Source organism: Martinezella lusitana, from assembly GCF_010668395.1.
In the GTDB taxonomy this organism is placed as follows: domain Bacteria; phylum Pseudomonadota; class Alphaproteobacteria; order Rhizobiales; family Rhizobiaceae; genus Rhizobium; species Rhizobium lusitanum_A.
Genome location: NZ_WUEY01000001.1, coordinates 478,362 through 496,621, shown reverse-complemented (window position 1 = coordinate 496,621; position 18,260 = coordinate 478,362). Strand labels below are relative to the sequence as shown.

Below are 18,260 nucleotides of genomic sequence, written 5' to 3'. Positions count from 1 at the left end.
CGCCGTTCGAGGCGGTCTGGATCATGCGCATGCGTCGAAGAAGCAGAGGCCGGTCCGATGCGGTCCTTGCAAGCGGTGACGTTCACCGCTTGGCGACGCTTGTGGTCAGTGCAGACTGACCGTCTTCAATTCATCTTCGGCAGCACGATAGAAGGTGCTGGAACGATTGTCGGTCAGCAGGATCGGCGTGCCGTCGGCACCGAAGAGTGCCCAGAGATCGACATCGGGGTCGATGCTCGGCGCTTCCGGGAAGCAGCGGGATACTTCGGACCAATCCATTTTTCTGATATAGGCAACCTCGCCGGCGCCGATATTGGCGAGCTCGGATTCGGTTAGGCGGGCGGTGGCTTCTTTCAATAACATACTCGTACCTCCAGTATGAGGGACCAACGGCAGTAAGCCGTTGTCCTACTGTGAGACCGAAATGTTAATTTTCTTTACTATGCGATCCGGTTCCGGCCGAATGAGGTCGACGGAAAGCAAGCCGTTCTTCAATACGGCGCCGAGCACCTGCATGCCGTCGGCAAGAACGAAGACGCGCTGGAACTGGCGGGCGGCAATGCCGCGGTAAAGATAGTCGCGCTCGGCCTGTTCGATCTGGCGGCCGCGGATCAGGAGCTGGTTTTCTTCCGTCGTGATATCAAGCTCGTCTTCTGAAAAACCGGCCACGGCCAGCGTGATGCGCAGGCGTTCCGGCTCGCCGGACAGGCGGTCCGCACGCATCCGCTCGATATTGTAGGGAGGATAACCGTCACTGGCCTTGGAAATCCGCTCCAGTGTCTTTTCCATGGTGTCGAAGCCCAGAAGCAGCGGGCTGGCAAAGGGAGTCATCCGGCTCATCGTCTCAAGTCCTTGGCGTCAAGCGACCGTTCCGGACCTGATTTTCAGCACCCGGTTGTCGCTAATATGGGAGTACGCGCCTTTGAGTGCAAGGCGTCGCGTCTTCGCATTTGCGAGATCGAATCGTGCAAGGAAGAATCGTTTGGTGACATGACGCCCGAGCGCTTGACAAAGCCTGACCGGACTCGCGACAAAGCCTCTCGATCTGCACCGGAGGATATCACAGACATGACCGAACCCAGAAAAATCATCATCGATACCGACCCTGGTCAGGACGACGCCGCGGCGATCTTTCTCGCCTTCGGCAGCCGCGAGGAGATCGACGTGCTCGGCATCACGACGGTTGCCGGCAACGTGCCGCTGCGAATGACGAGCCGCAATGCCCGCATTGTCTGCGAACTCTGCAATCGGCGCGACGTCAAGGTTTTCGCCGGCGCGGATGCGCCGCTCAAGCGCAAGCTGGTCACCGCCGAGCATGTGCATGGCAAGACCGGCCTCGATGGTCCCGATCTGTCGGAACCGACCATGGAACTGCAGCCGGGCCACGCCGTCGACTTCATCATCGACACGCTGCGCAGCCAGCCGGAAGGCGCGGTCACGCTCTGCACGCTGGGGCCGCTGACCAATGTGGCGCTGGCCTTCCAGAAGGCGCCGGACATCGTCGCGCGCGTGCGCGAGCTGGTGATGATGGGTGGCGGCTTCTTCGAGGGCGGCAACATCACGCCGGCGGCCGAATTCAACATCTATGTCGACCCCGAAGCGGCCGATATCGTGTTCCGCTCCGGCGTGCCGATCGTCATGATGCCGCTCGACGTCACGCACAAGCTGCTGACGCGCAAGGATCGTGTCGCCCGTATCGCCGCTGTCGGCACCCCGCCTGCAAAGGCCATGGCCGAGATGCTGGAATTCTTCGAGCGCTTCGATATCGAGAAATATGGCTCCGACGGCGGCCCGCTGCATGACCCGACCGTGGTTGCCTATCTGCTGAAGCCTGAGCTTTTCAAGGGACGCGAGTGCAACGTCGAGATCGAGGTGACCTCGGAGCTGACCGTGGGGATGACCGTGGTCGACTGGTGGCATGTCACCGACCGCAAGCGGAACGCCAAGGTCATGCGCGATGTCGATGCCGATGGCTTCTTCGCGCTGCTGACCGAACGGTTCGCCCGCATCTGATCATGGCCAAGAAAAAGGCCGCCGGAGCAATCCGGCGGCCTTTTCATTCACTCAAGCCGGGTCGGCTCAGAATTCTTCCCAGTCGTCCTGTGCCAGGGCATTGGCGCCCTGGGTCTGGGGAATGGCCCTGCGTGCCGGCGCGGCCACGGGCGCTGCAGCCCTGCGGGGAGCCGCCGGAGCCCGCATCTGCTGGGCTGTCGCCCGCAATGCGCTGGCATTGTCCTGAATGGCGCCCGCGGTGCGGAAGCGCGCGACGAGCGTTCTCAGGGTCTGGGCTTCCTCGGCGAGCGCCACGCTGGAAGCGGTGGTCTCCTCGACCATCGCGGCGTTCTGCTGGGTCACCTGATCCATCTGGTTCATGGCCGAGTTGATTTCCTTCAGCCCGATTGCCTGCTCGCTTGCGGAAGCGGAGATCTGGCGGATCAATCCGTTGATCTCCATCACCTGCTGGGCGATCTTGTGCAGGGCATCGCCTGCGCGGCCGACCAGATCCACGCCTTCCTTGACCTGACCCGCCGAGGTATTGATCAGGGTCTTGATCTCCTTGGCGGCGTTGGCCGAGCGCTGGGCCAGTTCGCGCACTTCCTGCGCGACGACCGCAAAGCCCTTGCCAGCTTCACCGGCACGGGCGGCTTCGACGCCGGCGTTCAATGCAAGCAGGTTGGTCTGGAAGGCGATCTCGTCGATAACGCTGATGATGCGCGAAACTTCCTGCGACGATTGCTCGATGCCATGCATGGAGGCAATGGCCCTCTGGACGATCTCGCCGGAATGCTCGGCGTCCTCGGATGCGGCATTGACGCTGCTTGCCGCCGTGCGGGCATTCTCGGCGCTGGAATTGACCTGCGCGGTAAGCTCGTTGAGGGCTGCCGCAGTCTCTTCGAGGCTTGCCGCCTGCTGCTCGGTGCGGCGGGCGAGGTCCGACGCGCTGGTGCTGATTTCGCCGGTGCCGCTGCCGATGTTGCCAACGCTAACATTGACGGTGTGGACGGTCTCCTCGAGGCTGGCAAGCGCGGCATTGAAGTCCTGCTTGAGCTGGGCGTACTCGCCCGGGAAGTCGTCGGCTATCCGGTGGTTGAGGTTGCCCTTCGAGAGCTCGGCGAGGCTATGGCCGAGAATGCTGACGATATGACGTTGCAGCGTGACGCTCTCGTTGCGCTCGGTTTCCGAGCGGCGGCGTTCGCCCTCGGCAGCCAGACGCTGATCATTGGCTTCGCCTTCCAGACGCTTGGTGTCGGCGAGCGCGAAGCGGAAGCCTTCGAGCGCCTTGGCGACCGAACCGACTTCGTCGGCACGCGCCTGACCGGCGACCGGCTCGGCGTAGTTGCCGGCGCTGAGGCGGTTGACGCTCGCGATAAGGCCGGCGAGCGGCTTCTGCACGAAGCCGCGCACGGCGACGTAAAGAGCGAGCATGACGGCGCCCAGCACGAGGATGCCGGCGATAATCATCGTGTAGGTCTGATCCTGCACCGGTGCGGCGATCGCGCTGTGAGGAACGTCGATGAGGACGACCCAGGTCGCGTTGAGGCCGGGAACGGCGAAGGGGTAGACGACGCGGTCGAATTCTTCGCCGCCGTTTTCGGAAAGGTTCTTGAGGATGCTTGCGGAGGAGGAGCTCAGCGCCGCCTTGATGACGTCGGTGCCCGCGCCGTTATAATCCTTCATCAGCAGGTCGGCGGTCGGGGCGACCAGCCACTTGTTGTCCTGGGAGACCAGCAGCACGCGGCCCGAGCCGAATGGATGCAGCTTCTGGAGCTTCGTGTAGAGCGAGTTGAGAGAGATATCGACGCCTGCGACGCCGATCATCTTGCCGCCGGACATGACTGGGTAGGCGATCGAGCTCATGGTCGTCGGAACGTCGGTGCCCTGTGCCAGGTAGGGCGGCGTGATCGCGCCCTTGCCGCTGTCGGCGGCAAGCTTCCACCAGGCGGCCGTATAGTCGTTGTCGAAGGTCGAGAACTGGATGCCGCCGTCCTTCGTCTTGGACCAGTAGGGTGAAAAGGCACCCTTGTCGTTGACGCCTTCATCCTTGTTGTTGGCAAGTTCCGTCGTCTTGCCGTCCAGCGCGCCGAGCTGCTCGCAGAACCAGCTGCCGAAGGCAAAGGCGTTCTGTTCTACGTTCGCCTTGAGGATGTTGATGATACCCTTGCGATCGAAGGTATGCCCTTCGTGGCCGCGGCCGATGATGGCAGCCATGGAACGGGCAGCGCTGGCCATTTCGCCGAGATTGGCGGCGATCTCGTTTGAAATGGATTTGGCCTCGGTATTGGCCTGATCCATTGTCAGCGCTTCGACACGGTCGCGGGTCTGTGAAATCAGCAAAAAGTTGGAAACCAGCAAGACGAGCGCGATCGCCAGCCCGGTGACCAAGATCAGCTTGGCCGCAAGCGACTTCATACGAAAGATGAACATCATTTCCTCGAAAATGCGATGCGTCGGATAGACATTATCCGGATGCAAAGTCGGCACAGGATGGCCCTGTCATGGGGCCGCCGTGAAAATTCCTGCCGGAGCCGAAAGGCCGTGCACGTCAGGCCAGAGGAGAATGATACGGAAGCGCAAAAATTTAATTAATTGCGCTTCGCAATGCTTACGAAATTTTATCTTTAAAGCTTCTCGGCGACTTCGCTCGCGACCGGAATGGACGGTTGAGCACCCGGCTTCAGGCAGGCGAGCGAACCTGCCACGGCGGCCCTGCGCAGGCTGGCGTGAAAATCCAGGCCCTGATCGAGACTTGCGGCGAAGTAGCCGCAGAACGTGTCGCCGGCGCCGACCGTATCGACCGGCTCGATGACGAGACCCTTGGCGCGCGAAAGCTCGCCGTCGCGGATGGCGATGACGCCGTCGCCGCCGAGCGTCACGATCAGCGTCTGGCCGGTCTCTCCGTGCAGGCGGACGAGGGCTGCCTCTCGCTCGGATGCCGACATGTTGTCCTGGCCGGCCAGTCTTTCGAATTCGGTCTCGTTGGCGATGACGATCTCGGCAAGCCGGCCGAGGCGAGCGGCCTCCGGAATCAGCGGCGCGAGATTGAGCACCGTGCGCACACCCTTCGCCTTTGCGGCATTCAGTGCCGTTTCGACGGCGGCGACCGGGATTTCGAACTGCAGCATCAGCGTATCGCCCGGGTTCAGCGCGGCAACGGCGGCGGTGGCGTCGTCGCTCGTATTCGTGCCGTTGGCGCCGGGAACGACGGCAATCATGTTCTCGCCGTCGCCACCCACCAGGATGAGGGCCGTGCCGGTCGGCTCGGAGACGCGCCTGACGGCGGAAAGATCGGTGCCGGCTGCATCGAGCAGGGCAAGCGCGGGCTCGGCAAAGCCGTCATTGCCGACGGCGCCGCTGAGGCGGACCGTTGCGCCGGCGCGGCGCGCGGCCAGCGCCTGATTGGCGCCCTTGCCGCCCGCGGCGGTGGAAAAGCCGTTGCCGGCGACGGTTTCTCCCGGCTTCGGCAAGCGATCCGTTGTGGCGATGAGATCCATGTTGATGGAGCCGAAAATAGTGATCATGCGATATCCTGCCCTGGGCGTTGATCCTGCGTGATCCTGCCCGAAGGCTGCTCTCTGTCTTTTGGGATCATGCATCGATTGGGCGCGACACTGCCGAAGCGATCAGTCTTCGTCAACCACCCTCAGCTTGAGTTGGCTCGTGCGGTTATCGACCGGCTTTGGTTTCTCTTCGGCACGCGTCTTCGCAGGCTCTTTCGCGGCCTCGAACTCCAGCGCCTCGATCCTCTCGCCCCGCCTTGCCAGCTTGTCGGCCGAGGTGACGATCATGTCGACATCCTTCTGCGCCATGGCAAAATGGCCTTGGAGCTTGCGCACCCGCTCATCCAGCCGGGAAAGATCGTCCATCAGATGCGCGACTTCGCTTTGGATGACATGCGCCTGCTCGCGCATGCGCTGATCCTTCAGCACTGCCTGGATCACCTGGATCGACAGCATCAGCAGCGAAGGCGAGACGATGACGATGCGGGCGCGCTGCGCCTTCTGCACGATCGCCTCGAAGTTCTCGTGAATCTCGGCGAAGATGGATTCGGAGGGCACGAAGAGAAAGGCCGTGTCCTGCGTTTCGCTCGGGATGAGATATTTCTCCGAGATGTCGCGAATATGCAGTTCCAGATCCCGGCGGAACTGTTGGGCTGCGATCTTGCCATGTTCCGGGCTGGCGGCGCTGCGAATGGCGTTCCACGCTTCCAGCGGAAACTTGGCATCGATAACCAGCGGCGGCGAGCCGTTCGGCATGCGAATGGTGCAGTCCGGCCGCGAGCCGTTCGAAAGCGTCGGCTGGAAGGCATAGGCGCCCATCGGCAGTCCATCGGCGACGATGGTCTCCATGCGTGCCTGGCCGAAGGCGCCGCGCGTCTGCTTGTTGGAAAGGATGGCCTGCAGCCCGACGACATCCTTCGCCAGCGACTGGATATTGGTCTGCGCCGCATCGATGACGGCAAGCCTCTCCTGCAGCCGGCGCAGGTTTTCATGCGTCGAGCGCGTCTGCTCGCCGATCGTCGCCGTCACCCGTTGCGACATGCCGTCCAGACGCTGGCCGATCGCCTGGTTGAGCTCGGCCTGCCGCGAGCCGAACACTTCGGCCATGGCGGCGAGCCGGCCCTGCATCTCCGCCTGCGATCGAAGAAGCGCGGCCATGGTATGCTCGGCGTCGAGCATGTCGTCCTCCGCGCGCGCCCTGCTGCGGATGAAAAGGACGAGTACCGCGATAACAAGCAGGATGACGAGGCCGGTCAGGATCTGGACCGTGGAAATGGCTTGGCCGAAGAGGATGAAGGACATGAAACCTGGCGCGCTGGTGAAGTTCTAGATCGGCACCATAGCAAAATTGTTGCGAATATCCAGATCAAAACGTGAACAGAATTTCCGGGCCATTTGCTCCGGCTTTGACGCCGGTCGTTGAAAAAACACCGCTTCACCGCCTCTTGACGATTCCATCGCACAACAAGATGCGTTATGGGAAACGTCATGACGATCAAGCCACTTATCATTTTGCCCGATCCGCTGCTCCGCCAGGCTTCCAAGCCCATCGAGCAGATCGATACCGAAATTCAGCGCCTCGCCGACGACATGCTGGAAACCATGTACGACGCGCCGGGCATCGGCCTCGCGGCGATCCAGATCGGCGTTCCCCGCCGTATGCTTGTTATCGACGTCGCGCGCGAAGGTGAAGAGAAGACGCCGCTGGTTTTCATCAATCCGGAGATCGTCGCGTCGTCGGACGAGCGTTCGGTCTATGAGGAAGGCTGCCTTTCCATTCCGGATTACTATGCCGAAGTGGAGCGCCCTGCGCGCGTCACCGTCAAGCATCTGGACCGCAACGGCAAGGAACTGCTCACCGAGGCTGAGGGTTTGCTGGCGACCTGCGTACAGCATGAGATCGATCACCTGAACGGCGTGCTGTTTATCGACCACATCTCCCGTCTCAAGCGCGAGATGGTGATCAAGAAGTTCACCAAGGCCGCCAAGTCCAAGGCTCTGTGACCGGCCGCCATTGAAAGATCAGCTGCGGGCGCCTATGATATCATTGATATCAAATGGAGGCGCAGATGAGTGATCTTTTGATTCGCGATATTTCCGAGCCCATGAAGCAGGATATCGCAAGACGGGCAAGGCAAACCGGACGCAGCCTTTCGGAGGAGGCGAAAGAACTCTTACAGAGGGCCTTGATCGCGGAGAAAGCCGAAATGGAGACCCCTCGACCATCGGCTTGGGATCTTCTGAGACCGATCCTCTATGATGGCAATGACACCGCAGCAGCGGAGTATGCACGCATCATGGAAGAAATCGAGGCGGAGCGAAAGAAGGACTTCGGCCGTCCGGTCGAGGACTTTGAATGATCGTCCTCGATACGAATGTTATTTCTGAGCTGGAAAGACCTGTTCCGGATCAAAATGTAACTGTCTGGATGAAGGCTCGGTCAAGCACGGAATTCTATCTTTGCGATGTCGTGGTGATGGAGCAATCCTATGGCGCGGAGCGCTTCTTGCTTCGCACGCAGTCCGATCGCTACACGAAGATCTTCAATGCTTTGCTCGCGTCGTTCCACGGCAGGATCCTTCGCTTCGATCAAAATTCTGCCATTGAAACGGGTCGTATTCGTGCTCGTCGGGAGCGTTCGGGCCATCAGATTTCCGTGCAAGATGCCATGATCGCCGCAATCTGCCTCACGAACGGCGCGACATTGGCGACGCGCAACACAAAAGACTTCGAGGGGCTTGATCTCAAGCTCATAAACCCGTTTGAAGGCGGCTAGCATTTGACCCGGGTGGCGCTTGGGTCATTCGAAACTTGATAATCTCAGCCGGATGGATCGCATGTCGCTCAACATCATTTTCATGGGAACGCCCGAATTCTCCGTGCCGACGTTGCGGTCCCTGATCGATGCCGGGCACAAGGTTCGCGCCGTTTACACGCAGCCGCCGCGTCCCGGCGGCCGGCGCGGGCTCGACCTGCAGAAATCGCCGGTGCATCAGGCGGCCGAATTGCTCGGCCTGCCGGTGTTCACGCCGGTCAACTTCAAGGATCCCGACGAGCGCCAGCGCTTTCGCGATCTGGATGCAGATGTCGCCGTCGTCGTGGCATACGGCCTGCTGCTGCCGGAAGCGATCCTCACCGGTACGCGCCTTGGCTGCTACAACGGTCATGCGTCGCTGCTGCCGCGCTGGCGCGGGGCTGCCCCCATCCAGCGGGCGATCATGGCCGGCGATGCCAAGACCGGCATGATGGTGATGAAGATGGACAAGGGTCTCGATACCGGCCCGGTCGCGCTGACGCGCGAGGTCGAGATCGGCGACACAATGACATCGGGCGAGCTGCATGACAGGCTGATGCTCGTGGGCGCCAAGGCCATGGCCGAGGCGATGAACAAGCTGGAGCATGACGAGCTGCCGCTGACCGCCCAGCCGGCCGAGGGCGTTCTTTATGCCGCCAAGATCGACAAGGCCGAAACCCGCATCGATTTTGGCAAGCCGGCGACGGATGTGCACAATCATATTCGCGGCTTGTCGCCTTTTCCCGGCGCCTGGTTCGAAGCCGAAATCGCCGGCCGTCCCGAGCGCATCAAGGTGCTCGGCTCGGCGCTGGCCGAGGGCAATGGAGCCGCCGGCCACGTCCTGACGGACGATCTCGTCATTGCCTGCGCCTCCGGCGCCGTGCGTCTCACGAAGCTGCAGAAGGCCGGCGGCAAGCCGCTGGCGGCGGCCGATTTCGTGCGTGGCACGCCGATCTCGCCGGGCACCGTGCTTGCTTCGGGGCAGGGCTGATGCCGCGTTACAGAATGACCGTCGAATATGACGGCATCCCCTATGTCGGCTGGCAGCGCCAGGAAAACGGCCCCTCCGTGCAGGGCGCGATCGAAAGCGCCATCCTGTCGCTGACGGGTGAGACGGTTTCGATCCGCGGCGCGGGGCGTACGGATTCCGGCGTGCATGCCATGGGTCAGGTCATGCATGCCGACCTTTCCAAGGAGTGGAAGACCTATACGCTGCGCAATGCGCTCAATGCGCATCTGCGGCTTGCCGGAGATCGGGTCGCCATTCTCGATATCGTCGAGGTCGACCAAAGCTTCGATGCGCGCTTCTCGGCCATTCGCCGCCATTATCTCTATCGCATCATCGCCCGCCGCGCTCCCCTGGCGCTGGAGGCCGGGCGTGCCTGGTGGGTGCCGAAGGACATGGATCACGAGGTCATGCACGCCGCAGCGCAAACCCTTGTGGGACGGCATGATTTCACCACCTTCCGCTCGGCGCATTGCCAGGCGAACAGCCCGGTGCGCACGCTCGACCGGCTGGATGTGACGCGCAGCGGCGAATTGATCGAGATCCGCGCCACGGCGCAAAGCTTCCTGCATAATCAGATCCGTTCCTTCGCCGGCACGCTGAAGCTGGCGGGCGAGGGCAAATGGACGCCGGACGACGTGCGTGCAGCGCTCGAAGCCAAGGATCGCAAGGCCTGCGGTCCTGTCGCCCCGCCGGATGGGCTCTATTTCATGCAGGTGGATTATCGCGACGATGCCGGTTTGGCTTCCGGCGAGGGAGAGAACACCGATGACGGTGACGATCTATCATAATCCCGCTTGCGGCACCTCGCGCAACACGCGGGCTATGATCAGGCAGTCGGGAGAAGAGCCCCTCGTCATCGAATATCTGAAGACGCCGCCCAGCTGAACCCGGATATCGGTTCCTTCACCAAGGAAGACGGCGAAGTCGTTGGTCGCTAGCTCAGCCCGGCGGGTAGACCCCGAGGAAGCGCTGCAGGAAATCCGTCAGCAGCATGTTCGGAATGAGCAGCATCAGCGTCAACGCGCCGATGAAAAGCGGATGCGTGCCGCAGATCATCCTGAGAATGCGTGCCAGCGAGAAGATAGTCGCCATGGTCAGTATCAGCGATAGAAATCCCGCCAGAACCTTCGCGCCGGGGACAAAGATGATCAATGCAAACAGCAATGCATTCAGATAGTTGGCCGGCACGAAAAGCCAATTTACCGTCGCGACGATCGGCGGAAACTTGTCGCCGAAACGGAAGAGCAGAAGCAGCAGCCCGGCAAGGATCGGCGGCATGAGCCAGCCGGCCGCCTCGACCAGCGCGAGGCGCATGAAGAAGGCGATCCCGGTCGATGTTTCGGGAGGCATGGCCATGAGATAGGCCTGCTGCAGCCATAGCCAGGAAATGCCGATCGGTGGCAGGCTCCAGACAATGGCCCAGAAGGAGCGCAGCATGCCGCGATCCGTTGTATCCAGATACTGGAATCCGCGCGCATCCATACGTATCAGCAGCCACAGGCCGGACAGATAATATTGGACTTCCCTAAATGTCGGCATTCTCGAACCAGCGCTGGATGAAGGTCTGGTAGATCCCGGTCAGCGTTTCGAGATCCGACAGCGCCACACGCTCGTCGACCATATGCATGGTTTGGCCGACGAGGCCGAATTCGACGACGGGGCAATAGTCCTTGATGTAGCGGGCGTCGGAGGTGCCGCCGGTGGTCGAAAGCGCCGGCCTTTGGCCGGTGATGTTTTCGACGGCCGAAGAGAGCGAGGCGATCAGCGCATTGTTGCGCGTGAGGAAGACCTGGCTCGGGCGCTCGGACCAGGTGATGTCGTATTTCGCCGGCGGGCGTCCGGGGCGCAGCGTCTGGTCTGCGGCTGCCGCATCCAGGCGGGCGATGATTTCGGCCTTCAGCGTATCGGCGGTCCAGGTGTCGTTGAAGCGGATGTTGAAGGTCGCGGTCGCCTTGGCGGGGATGACGTTGGTGGCGGCATTGCCGACATCGATGGTCGTCACTTCGAGGTTGGACGGCTGGAAACTGTCCGTGCCGCTATCGAAAGGCGGGTCGAGCAGCGCTTCCGTCAGCTTGATGATGCTGCGCACGGGGTTGTCGGCGAGGTGCGGATAAGCCGCATGGCCCTGGACGCCATGGACGGTGATGAAGCCGGAAATCGAGCCGCGGCGGCCGATCTTGATCATGTCGCCGAGCCGGTCCGGGTTGGTCGGTTCGCCGACGAGCGACGCGTCCCAAGTCTCGCCGCGCTCGGCTGCCCATTGCAGCAGCTTGATCGTGCCGTTGATCGCCGGCCCTTCCTCGTCGCCGGTAATCAGGAAGGAGATCGAGCCGGCGGGCTTGCCGTGCTTCTCGATATGGCGCGCGACGGCGGCGACGAAACAGGCAATGCCACCCTTCATATCGACAGCGCCGCGGCCGAAAAGCTCGCCATTGGCGATCTCGGCGGCAAAGGGCGGGTGGCTCCAGGAGGCGGCATCGCCGACCGGCACGACGTCGGTGTGCCCGGCAAACATCAGATGCGGTCCATCCGCGCCGAGCCGCGCATAGAGGTTCTCGATATCGGGCGTTCCCGGCTCGCTCGCCGTCATGCGCTCGACCTTGAAGCCCAGCGGCAGCAGCATGTCGGCAAGCGCGGTCAGCGCACCGCCTTCGGCTGGTGTGACCGAGGCGCAGCGAATGAGGGTCTGCAGGTTGGTGACGGGATCGGTAACAGTCATCGGAGGCAACTTATCCGGCGGGAAATGGCAAAGCGATGGCAAAGGATCGGCGATGGCTCGAAAATCTTTGCCGCGATTCCAGCAATCGCACAGGCATGTTAACCCGGCAAGCACAAGGGAAGCGCGATATGGAACCGCGCTTCCGAAAATTCGCGATCAGTCGCGCAGCAGCTCGTTGATGCCGGTCTTCGAGCGGGTCTTTTCATCGACGCGCTTCACGATGACGGCGCAATAGAGGCTGGGGGCGGGCTGGCCGTTCGCCATGGTGTTGCCGCTCGGCAGGGCGCCGGCGACGACGACCGAGTAGGGCGGAACTTCGCCATAGGTGATCTCGCCGGTGGCGCGGTCGACGATCTTGGTCGATTTGCCGATGAAGACGCCCATGCCGAGCACCGAGCCTTCGCGGATGATGCAGCCCTCGACCACTTCCGAGCGGGCGCCGATGAAGCAATTGTCCTCGATGATCGTCGGGCCGGCCTGCATCGGCTCCAGCACGCCGCCGATGCCGACGCCGCCCGAAAGATGCACATGCTTGCCGATCTGCGCGCAGGAGCCGACGGTGGCCCAGGTATCGACCATGGTGCCTTCGCCGACATAGGCGCCGAGATTGACGAAGGACGGCATCAGGATGGCGTTCGGCGCGATATAGGCGGAATGACGCACGACGGCGTTCGGCACGGCGCGGAAGCCGGCTTCGCGGAAGCGGTTCTCACCCCAGCCTTCGAACTTCGAGGGAACCTTGTCCCACCAGGTGGCATTGCCCGGACCGCCTTCGACGATCTTCATGTCGTTCAGGCGGAAGGAGAGCAGAACCGCTTTCTTGAGCCACTGGTTGACGGTCCAGTTGCCGTCCGCACCGCGTTCGGCCACGCGCACTTCGCCGCTGTCGAGGAGATTGAGCGCCGTCTCGACGGCCTCGCGGACTTCGCCGCGCGTCGAGGTGTTCACATTGTCGCGATTGTCGAAAGCAGCCTCGATGGACTTTTCGAGGGAGGCGAGATCGTTAGCGCTCATGGGAATTCCTTAAAACGTCAGTGCCTATCGTGATTTCCGGAATGGTCCGGAAGCGGTCGATTGGTCCTATAGCATGGATGTCGAAAATGGAATGTCTTTTAAGCGCCGATTGAGCTTGGATTCAAGGCGTTGTAGGGGCATATGCAAGAGCTTGGCCATCCCTCTCCATGGGCGGGAACGGCCCGTCATGATCGATTCGAAAGGCATGAATAGATGAGCAAGGCGAAGAACGGCAGGCTGAGGCGCAAGGATGGGGTATGGGACCCCTTGAAGACGAGCTCGGCGGACAAGAAGCGGGCCGAATCCGTGCCGCGCACGCCGCAGTCGATGTCGCCTTCCTACCGGCTCGCCTATGCCGACGAGGACTTCCTGTGCCGTGAGGAACTGCGGCCGATCCGCCTGCAGCTCGAACTGCTGAAGACCGAAATGTCGCTGACCGAACGCGGCATCAAGTCGACTGTCGTGATGTTCGGCGGCGCGCGCATTCCGGCACCGGGCGCCAATGCATGGGCTGCCCGCAACGACGTGCAGCGCGCCAATCTCGAGGCCGCATCGGTCTATTACGAGGAGGCGCGCAAGTTCGCGCGGCTTTGCTCCCGCCATTCCGCCGGCTTCGACTTCCACGAATATGTCGTGGTGACCGGCGGCGGCCCGGGCGTGATGGAGGCGGGCAATCGCGGTGCGGCCGAAGAAGGGGCGCCGTCGATCGGCCTCAACATCGTCTTGCCGCACGAGCAGGCGCCGAACGCCTATGTCACGCCGGAGCTCAGCTTCAATTTCCATTATTTCGCGATCCGCAAGATGCACTTCATGGTGCGGGCCAAGGCGATCGCGGTATTTCCGGGTGGCTTCGGCACGCTCGACGAATTGTTCGAATGCCTGACGCTCATTCAGACCGGCCGCATGGAGCGCCTGCCGCTCATTCTCTTCGGCGAAAAATTCTGGCGCAACATCATCAATTTCGAAGCGCTCGCCGAATTCGGCACCATCGCGCCTGACGACGTCAACCTGATCAGCTTCGTGGACACTGCAGACGATGCCTGGAAGATCGTTCGCGATTTCTACGAGCACGACAACGGCCACTGACAACGAAAAGCCCGCCGTCGCGGAGGCGAGGGCGGGCTTTCGGTCATGGGAGTCCCGTTCAAGACGCGATCCATGCGGCGCGGGGGCTCGCCTGCAGGGTCGCGCTTGATGAGGAGGCCTACAGCAACGGCCGGTTCGGCATGTCGTCCAGCGAGATCACGCCGTCATGGTTGCGGTCCATACGGTCGAAGAACTTGTTGGCGGCGTCTTCGGCCTCCTGCTTGCTGATCTGGCCATTTTCATCCTTGTCGATGCGATGGAAGATCATCATGCCGCGCATCAAACCTGCTTCATGCATGAAGCGGCCGTGCGGCCTGTGATGGCGTTGGCCATGATTGCCCTTGTTGTCGGCTTGTGCCTGATCGCCCTTGCTCTGATCGTTCTGGGCCTGATTGTCGCCCTGATCGTCCTTTGCCTTGGCGTGCTCGGCTTTCCATTCCTTGAAGCGTTCCTGACGATAGGCGCGCAACTCGCCGGGCGTGATTTCGCCGTCGTGGTTGGTGTCGATCTGGTCGAAGATCTTGTCGACGCCGGCTTTCACCTCGTCACGGGTGATCTTGGTGTCGCCGGGCTGGCCGAATTGCTTCAGCATGCGCACATAGACGATTTCCGGTGAAAAGCGCGGTCCGTGCCAGCGTCCGCCATGATGACCGCCGTTTGCTTCATCCTGGGCAGCGAAGCTCGCCTGGGCGGCGGCGCCCACCAGAAGGGCTGCGGAAAGTCCCGCAAGAAGAATTTTTTTCCCGTTCATCGTTTTTCCTTTCGTGTCGAGGAATGGTTAAACGATAGGGCGGGTGGTCCAAAACGGCCAATTAAACCTCTGTAAGGCGGATGAAACTTTCGTAACCCCGCCCTAATGAATGGTTAAGCTAAGGCCTTGAGAAAGCTGGTGAGGTCGTCGGTCACATAGTCGATATGATCGTCCTCGCCGGTGGTGCGCTCCCACCATTCGACGACCGTCGTCTCGAGGTTCCGGGGCACCAGCAGCACGGTCTTCATGCCGAGCGCCTTGGGCACCGTGAGATTGCGCGGCAGATCCTCGAACATGGCGGCTCGCTTCGTGTCCACCCGGTTGAGGCTCGTGAATTTGTCGTAGGTCGTGCCGGCAGGTTTCGGCACGTAGTCGGCCGCAACGATGTCGAAAATGTCGTCGAAGCTGTCGAGAATGCCGAGCGCGCCGGCCGTCGCCTGGGCGTGTTTGACACTGCCGTTGGTGAAGATGAACTTGCGCCCCGGCAGCGCCCTGATGGCGGCAGCCAGCTCCGGCTGCGGTGTCAGCGCCGAATAGTCGATCGCATGGGCCTTTTCCAGGAAGTCGTCGGGATCGATGCCGTGATGGATCATCAATCCCTGCAACGTCGTGCCATGGTCGAGATAATATTGCTTCTGCAGCTTGCGCGCTTCGTCCCGCTCCATCTGCAGCAGCGCCGAGACATAAGCGGTCATGTTCTTGTCGATCTGCGCGAAGAGATCGACATGATGCGGATAGAGCGTGTTGTCGAGGTCGAACACCCAATCGCGGATGTTGGAGAAATCTGACGGCTCGGAGAGTGATTTTGTCTGGCTCATGGGGAGCTTATCGCATGCCCTCCTGCGAAAGGGGAGGGAAAATATTCATGCATGCGACATGCCGCCGTGTCGCGGGCATTGGCGGATAATCCAATGCCGGCTATGATTTTACTATTGATTTGCGGGGTTTTACTCTATTTTCAACCGGAGGGAAGGGCTTCCGCTCTTTCGGGTCGCGGAGAGGAATCCCCGGCCGGGCTTTTCGGAGGGGACGCGATGAGTCAGGTGGAAAAGGCGCAGGAGTTCGCGCGGCTGCACAAGAAGGGCGAGCCGCTGATCCTTTTCAATATTTGGGATGCAGGCTCTGCCAAGGCCGTAACGGAAGCCGGCGCGAAGGCGCTGGCGACGGGAAGCTGGTCGGTCGCCGCCGCCAACGGTTTCGGCGACGGTCAGGCGATCCCGCTATCGCTGCTGGCGGTCACCGCCAGGTTGATTTCGGTGACGAGCCCCTTGCCGCTCTCCGTCGATTTCGAGGGTGGCTATGCCGTCGAACCGGAGGAAGTTGCCGCCAACGTCGAAAAGATCATGGATCACGGCGCGGTCGGCATCAATTTCGAGGATCAGGTGATCGGCGGCGAGGGCGTTCATCCTGCCGAGATACAGGCGGCGCGCATCAGGGCCATCCGGGAAATGGCCGATCGCCGGGAAATGCCGTTGTTCATCAACGCCCGAACCGATCTTTTCCTGCAGGAAAGCGACACGGCCCATCACCATATCTTGCTGGACGACGCATACCGCCGCGCCGATGCATTCGCCGAGGCCGGGGCCAGCGGCTTCTTCGCGCCCGGCCTTGTCGAACCGGAACTGATCGGCGCCTTGTGCGAACGCTCGCCTCTGCCGGTCAACATCATGGTGCGCCCGGCAACACCCGACAACGAGACCATGGCAAAGCTCGGCGTCAGCCGCATAAGCTATGGGCCGGCTCCCTACCGATCGGTCATGGGAATGTTGAAAAGCGAGGCCGAAGCGATCTACCGGCCGACTTGAGCATAATAGAAGCCGGGATCCTCTACCTCTTCGGCAGGCGGATCCCTTTGGGCAAACGACGGCAGGAGTGAAAATGTCTGAGCGCGACACCGGGCTCCACGGTTGCTGGCGCTTGGTTTCTTTTGATACCGAGCTTCAGGATTCAAGGGAGCGCAGTCAACCGTGGGGCGACCACCCCAATGGGCGCCTTATGTTCGGCACTGATGGGCGAATGATGGTCCTGGTTACCGCAGGGGCGCGGGAGCCTGGGACTGCGGATGAGAAACTGCTGGGACTTTTCCGTACCATGATGGCCTACACCGGACGATATCGGATCGAGGGCGACAGGTTCATCACAAAGATTGACTCATCCTGGAACGAAGCCTGGAAAGGTAGCGAGCAGGAACGCTTCTACAAGCTTGATGGAGACACGCTCGAGGTCTTTACGGGCTGGATGCCCAATCCGTTGGTATCGGGAAATCCAATAGGAAGGGCTGTGCTCAGGTTTAGGCGCGATTAACCTCCGCTACGCTGGGTTCTCGCACGCCCTGCACCGATCATGCGGCAGGTGCTCTTTCACGCCAAGCCATAGTCATGTCCATTGGGCTTTGCAGCCCAATGGAATAACAACGGATTGAAATCAGCCAATTTTTCAGTCAGCCTTGAATGTGCCGCCGCCCCTACGGAACGATCAGCGTGCCGGCGCCGTGCTCGGTGAAGATTTCGAGCAGGACCGAATGGGCCGTCTTGCCGTTGAGGATGACGACGCCCTGAACACCGGCCTTGATGGCATCGATGCAGGTTTCGACCTTCGGGATCATGCCGCCGGAAATCGTGCCGTCGGCGATCAGCGCATGGGCCTGGGCCACGGAAAGTTCCTTGATGAGCTGGCCCTGCTTGTCGAGTACGCCCGGAACGTCCGTCAGGAACAGCAGGCGCGTGGCGCTGAGCGCGCCGGCGATCGCACCGGCGAAGGTGTCGGCGTTGATGTTGTAGGTCGCGCCGTCGCGCCCGGGAGCGACCGGTGCGATGACCGGGATCATCTCGGACTTGGCAAGCAGGTCGAGCAGCGTGCGGTCGACTTCGACCACTTCGCCGACGAAGCCCAGATCGAGCACGCGCTCGATGTTCGAATCCGGATCCTTGACGGTCTTGTGCGCCTTTTCGGCGAAGACCATGTTGCCGTCCTTGCCGCAAAGGCCGATCGCCCATTCGCCGGTCTGGTTGATCAGCGCGACGATTTCCTTGTTGATCGAGCCGGCGAGCACCATTTCGACGATCTCGACCGTCTTTTGGTCGGTGACGCGCAGGCCGCCTTCGAATTTCGATTCGATGCCCATCTTCGTCAGCATGGCGCCGATCTGAGGGCCGCCGCCGTGGACGACGATCGGGTTGACGCCCGACTGCTTCAGCAGGGCGATATCCGCCGCGAATGCTTTGCCGAGTTCGGCATTGCCCATGGCGTGGCCACCGTATTTCACGACGATGGTCTTGTTTTCGTAGCGCTGCATATAGGGCAGCGCCTGCGCGAGCAGGCTGGCTTGGAGTTCGCTTTGGGCTTCGGACATGGTGCACCCTTCGAAATTGTTCGCGGCCTTTTATCTC

The 18,260-nt window shown here is 61.5% G+C and carries 20 protein-coding genes and 1 pseudogene; 10 read left to right on the top strand and 11 right to left on the bottom strand.

Annotated features, from left to right (window positions below; all coding sequences use genetic code 11):
• Positions 1-105 precede the first annotated feature (105 nt).
• Both GR212_RS02430 and GR212_RS02425 read right to left on the bottom strand, forming a co-directional pair.
• On the bottom strand, positions 106-363 hold the full coding sequence (locus GR212_RS02430; RefSeq protein WP_163984852.1) for a DUF1150 family protein: 258 nt from the start codon (positions 361-363) through the stop codon (positions 106-108).
• 45 nt (positions 364-408) lie between these two features.
• On the bottom strand, positions 409-840 hold the full coding sequence (locus GR212_RS02425) for an Hsp20 family protein (RefSeq protein ID WP_163984851.1): 432 nt from the start codon (positions 838-840) through the stop codon (positions 409-411).
• A gap of 228 nt (positions 841-1,068) precedes the next feature.
• On the opposite strand from GR212_RS02425, the gene GR212_RS02420 reads away from it, so the two are divergent.
• Complete coding sequence (locus GR212_RS02420; RefSeq protein ID WP_163984850.1) at positions 1,069-2,013, top strand: nucleoside hydrolase; 945 nt, start codon at positions 1,069-1,071, stop codon at positions 2,011-2,013.
• Between the two features lie 66 nt (positions 2,014-2,079).
• On the opposite strand, the gene GR212_RS02415 is transcribed toward GR212_RS02420, so the two are convergent.
• From GR212_RS02415 to GR212_RS02405, 3 genes are all read right to left on the bottom strand, one after another.
• Complete coding sequence (locus GR212_RS02415) at positions 2,080-4,425, bottom strand: methyl-accepting chemotaxis protein (protein WP_163985165.1); 2,346 nt, start codon at positions 4,423-4,425, stop codon at positions 2,080-2,082.
• Between the two features lie 194 nt (positions 4,426-4,619).
• On the bottom strand, positions 4,620-5,519 hold the full coding sequence (locus GR212_RS02410) for a ribokinase (protein ID WP_163984849.1): 900 nt from the start codon (positions 5,517-5,519) through the stop codon (positions 4,620-4,622).
• Between the two features lie 102 nt (positions 5,520-5,621).
• Complete coding sequence (locus tag GR212_RS02405) at positions 5,622-6,800, bottom strand: DNA recombination protein RmuC (RefSeq protein WP_163984848.1); 1,179 nt, start codon at positions 6,798-6,800, stop codon at positions 5,622-5,624.
• A gap of 186 nt (positions 6,801-6,986) precedes the next feature.
• On the opposite strand from GR212_RS02405, the gene def reads away from it, so the two are divergent.
• The 6 genes and pseudogenes from def to GR212_RS02375 form a co-directional block, all read left to right on the top strand.
• Complete coding sequence (gene def / locus GR212_RS02400; RefSeq protein ID WP_163984847.1) at positions 6,987-7,502, top strand: peptide deformylase; 516 nt, start codon at positions 6,987-6,989, stop codon at positions 7,500-7,502.
• A 65-nt stretch (positions 7,503-7,567) separates the two neighbouring features.
• On the top strand, positions 7,568-7,858 hold the full coding sequence (locus tag GR212_RS02395; protein WP_163985164.1) for a FitA-like ribbon-helix-helix domain-containing protein: 291 nt from the start codon (positions 7,568-7,570) through the stop codon (positions 7,856-7,858).
• Complete coding sequence (locus GR212_RS02390; protein ID WP_163984846.1) at positions 7,855-8,274, top strand: type II toxin-antitoxin system VapC family toxin; 420 nt, start codon at positions 7,855-7,857, stop codon at positions 8,272-8,274. The genes GR212_RS02395 and GR212_RS02390 overlap by 4 nt, the downstream gene beginning before the upstream one ends.
• Before the next feature lie 61 nt (positions 8,275-8,335).
• The gene (fmt, locus tag GR212_RS02385; protein ID WP_163984845.1) at positions 8,336-9,283 is read left to right on the top strand and encodes a methionyl-tRNA formyltransferase; all 948 of its coding nucleotides are present in this window, start codon (positions 8,336-8,338) and stop codon (positions 9,281-9,283) included.
• On the top strand, positions 9,283-10,089 hold the full coding sequence (truA, locus tag GR212_RS02380) for a tRNA pseudouridine(38-40) synthase TruA (RefSeq protein WP_163984844.1): 807 nt from the start codon (positions 9,283-9,285) through the stop codon (positions 10,087-10,089). The genes fmt and truA overlap by 1 nt, the downstream gene beginning before the upstream one ends.
• Positions 10,067-10,183: pseudogene (locus GR212_RS02375) on the top strand (arsenate reductase (glutaredoxin)); the annotation flags it as partial. The gene truA and the pseudogene GR212_RS02375, both read left to right, overlap by 23 nt.
• A gap of 57 nt (positions 10,184-10,240) precedes the next feature.
• Here GR212_RS02375 and GR212_RS02370 read toward each other — a convergent pair.
• The 3 genes from GR212_RS02370 to dapD all read right to left on the bottom strand — a co-directional run bounded on the left by GR212_RS02370 (position 10,241) and on the right by dapD (position 13,034).
• Positions 10,241-10,840, bottom strand: a complete 600-nt coding sequence (locus GR212_RS02370) for a hypothetical protein (protein ID WP_163984843.1) — start codon at positions 10,838-10,840, stop codon at positions 10,241-10,243.
• Positions 10,827-12,020, bottom strand: a complete 1,194-nt coding sequence (dapE, locus tag GR212_RS02365; protein ID WP_163984842.1) for a succinyl-diaminopimelate desuccinylase — start codon at positions 12,018-12,020, stop codon at positions 10,827-10,829. Before dapE ends, GR212_RS02370 begins: the two co-directional genes overlap by 14 nt.
• Before the next feature lie 156 nt (positions 12,021-12,176).
• Entirely contained in the window at positions 12,177-13,034 is an 858-nt protein-coding gene (gene dapD, locus GR212_RS02360) for a 2,3,4,5-tetrahydropyridine-2,6-dicarboxylate N-succinyltransferase (RefSeq protein ID WP_163984841.1), read from the bottom strand.
• A 213-nt stretch (positions 13,035-13,247) separates the two neighbouring features.
• Here dapD and GR212_RS02355 point away from each other — a divergent pair, with 213 nt between their 5' ends.
• On the top strand, positions 13,248-14,120 hold the full coding sequence (locus GR212_RS02355) for an LOG family protein (RefSeq protein WP_163984840.1): 873 nt from the start codon (positions 13,248-13,250) through the stop codon (positions 14,118-14,120).
• 118 nt (positions 14,121-14,238) lie between these two features.
• Here GR212_RS02355 and GR212_RS02350 read toward each other — a convergent pair whose 3' ends face one another.
• Both GR212_RS02350 and GR212_RS02345 read right to left on the bottom strand, forming a co-directional pair.
• Positions 14,239-14,871 (bottom strand): EF-hand domain-containing protein, encoded by a 633-nt coding sequence (locus tag GR212_RS02350; RefSeq protein ID WP_163984839.1) that lies wholly within the window; start codon positions 14,869-14,871, stop codon positions 14,239-14,241.
• A gap of 113 nt (positions 14,872-14,984) precedes the next feature.
• Positions 14,985-15,689, bottom strand: coding sequence for a pyrimidine 5'-nucleotidase (locus tag GR212_RS02345; RefSeq protein WP_163984838.1), 705 nt, complete (start codon positions 15,687-15,689; stop codon positions 14,985-14,987).
• A gap of 216 nt (positions 15,690-15,905) precedes the next feature.
• On the opposite strand from GR212_RS02345, the gene GR212_RS02340 reads away from it, so the two are divergent.
• Positions 15,906-16,676, top strand: coding sequence for an isocitrate lyase/PEP mutase family protein (locus GR212_RS02340; protein WP_163984837.1), 771 nt, complete (start codon positions 15,906-15,908; stop codon positions 16,674-16,676).
• A gap of 73 nt (positions 16,677-16,749) precedes the next feature.
• Positions 16,750-17,175, top strand: a complete 426-nt coding sequence (locus tag GR212_RS02335; RefSeq protein ID WP_163984836.1) for a lipocalin-like domain-containing protein — start codon at positions 16,750-16,752, stop codon at positions 17,173-17,175.
• A gap of 160 nt (positions 17,176-17,335) precedes the next feature.
• On the opposite strand, the gene argB is transcribed toward GR212_RS02335, so the two are convergent.
• Complete coding sequence (argB, locus tag GR212_RS02330) at positions 17,336-18,223, bottom strand: acetylglutamate kinase (protein WP_163984835.1); 888 nt, start codon at positions 18,221-18,223, stop codon at positions 17,336-17,338.
• Positions 18,224-18,260: the final 37 nt, after the last annotated feature.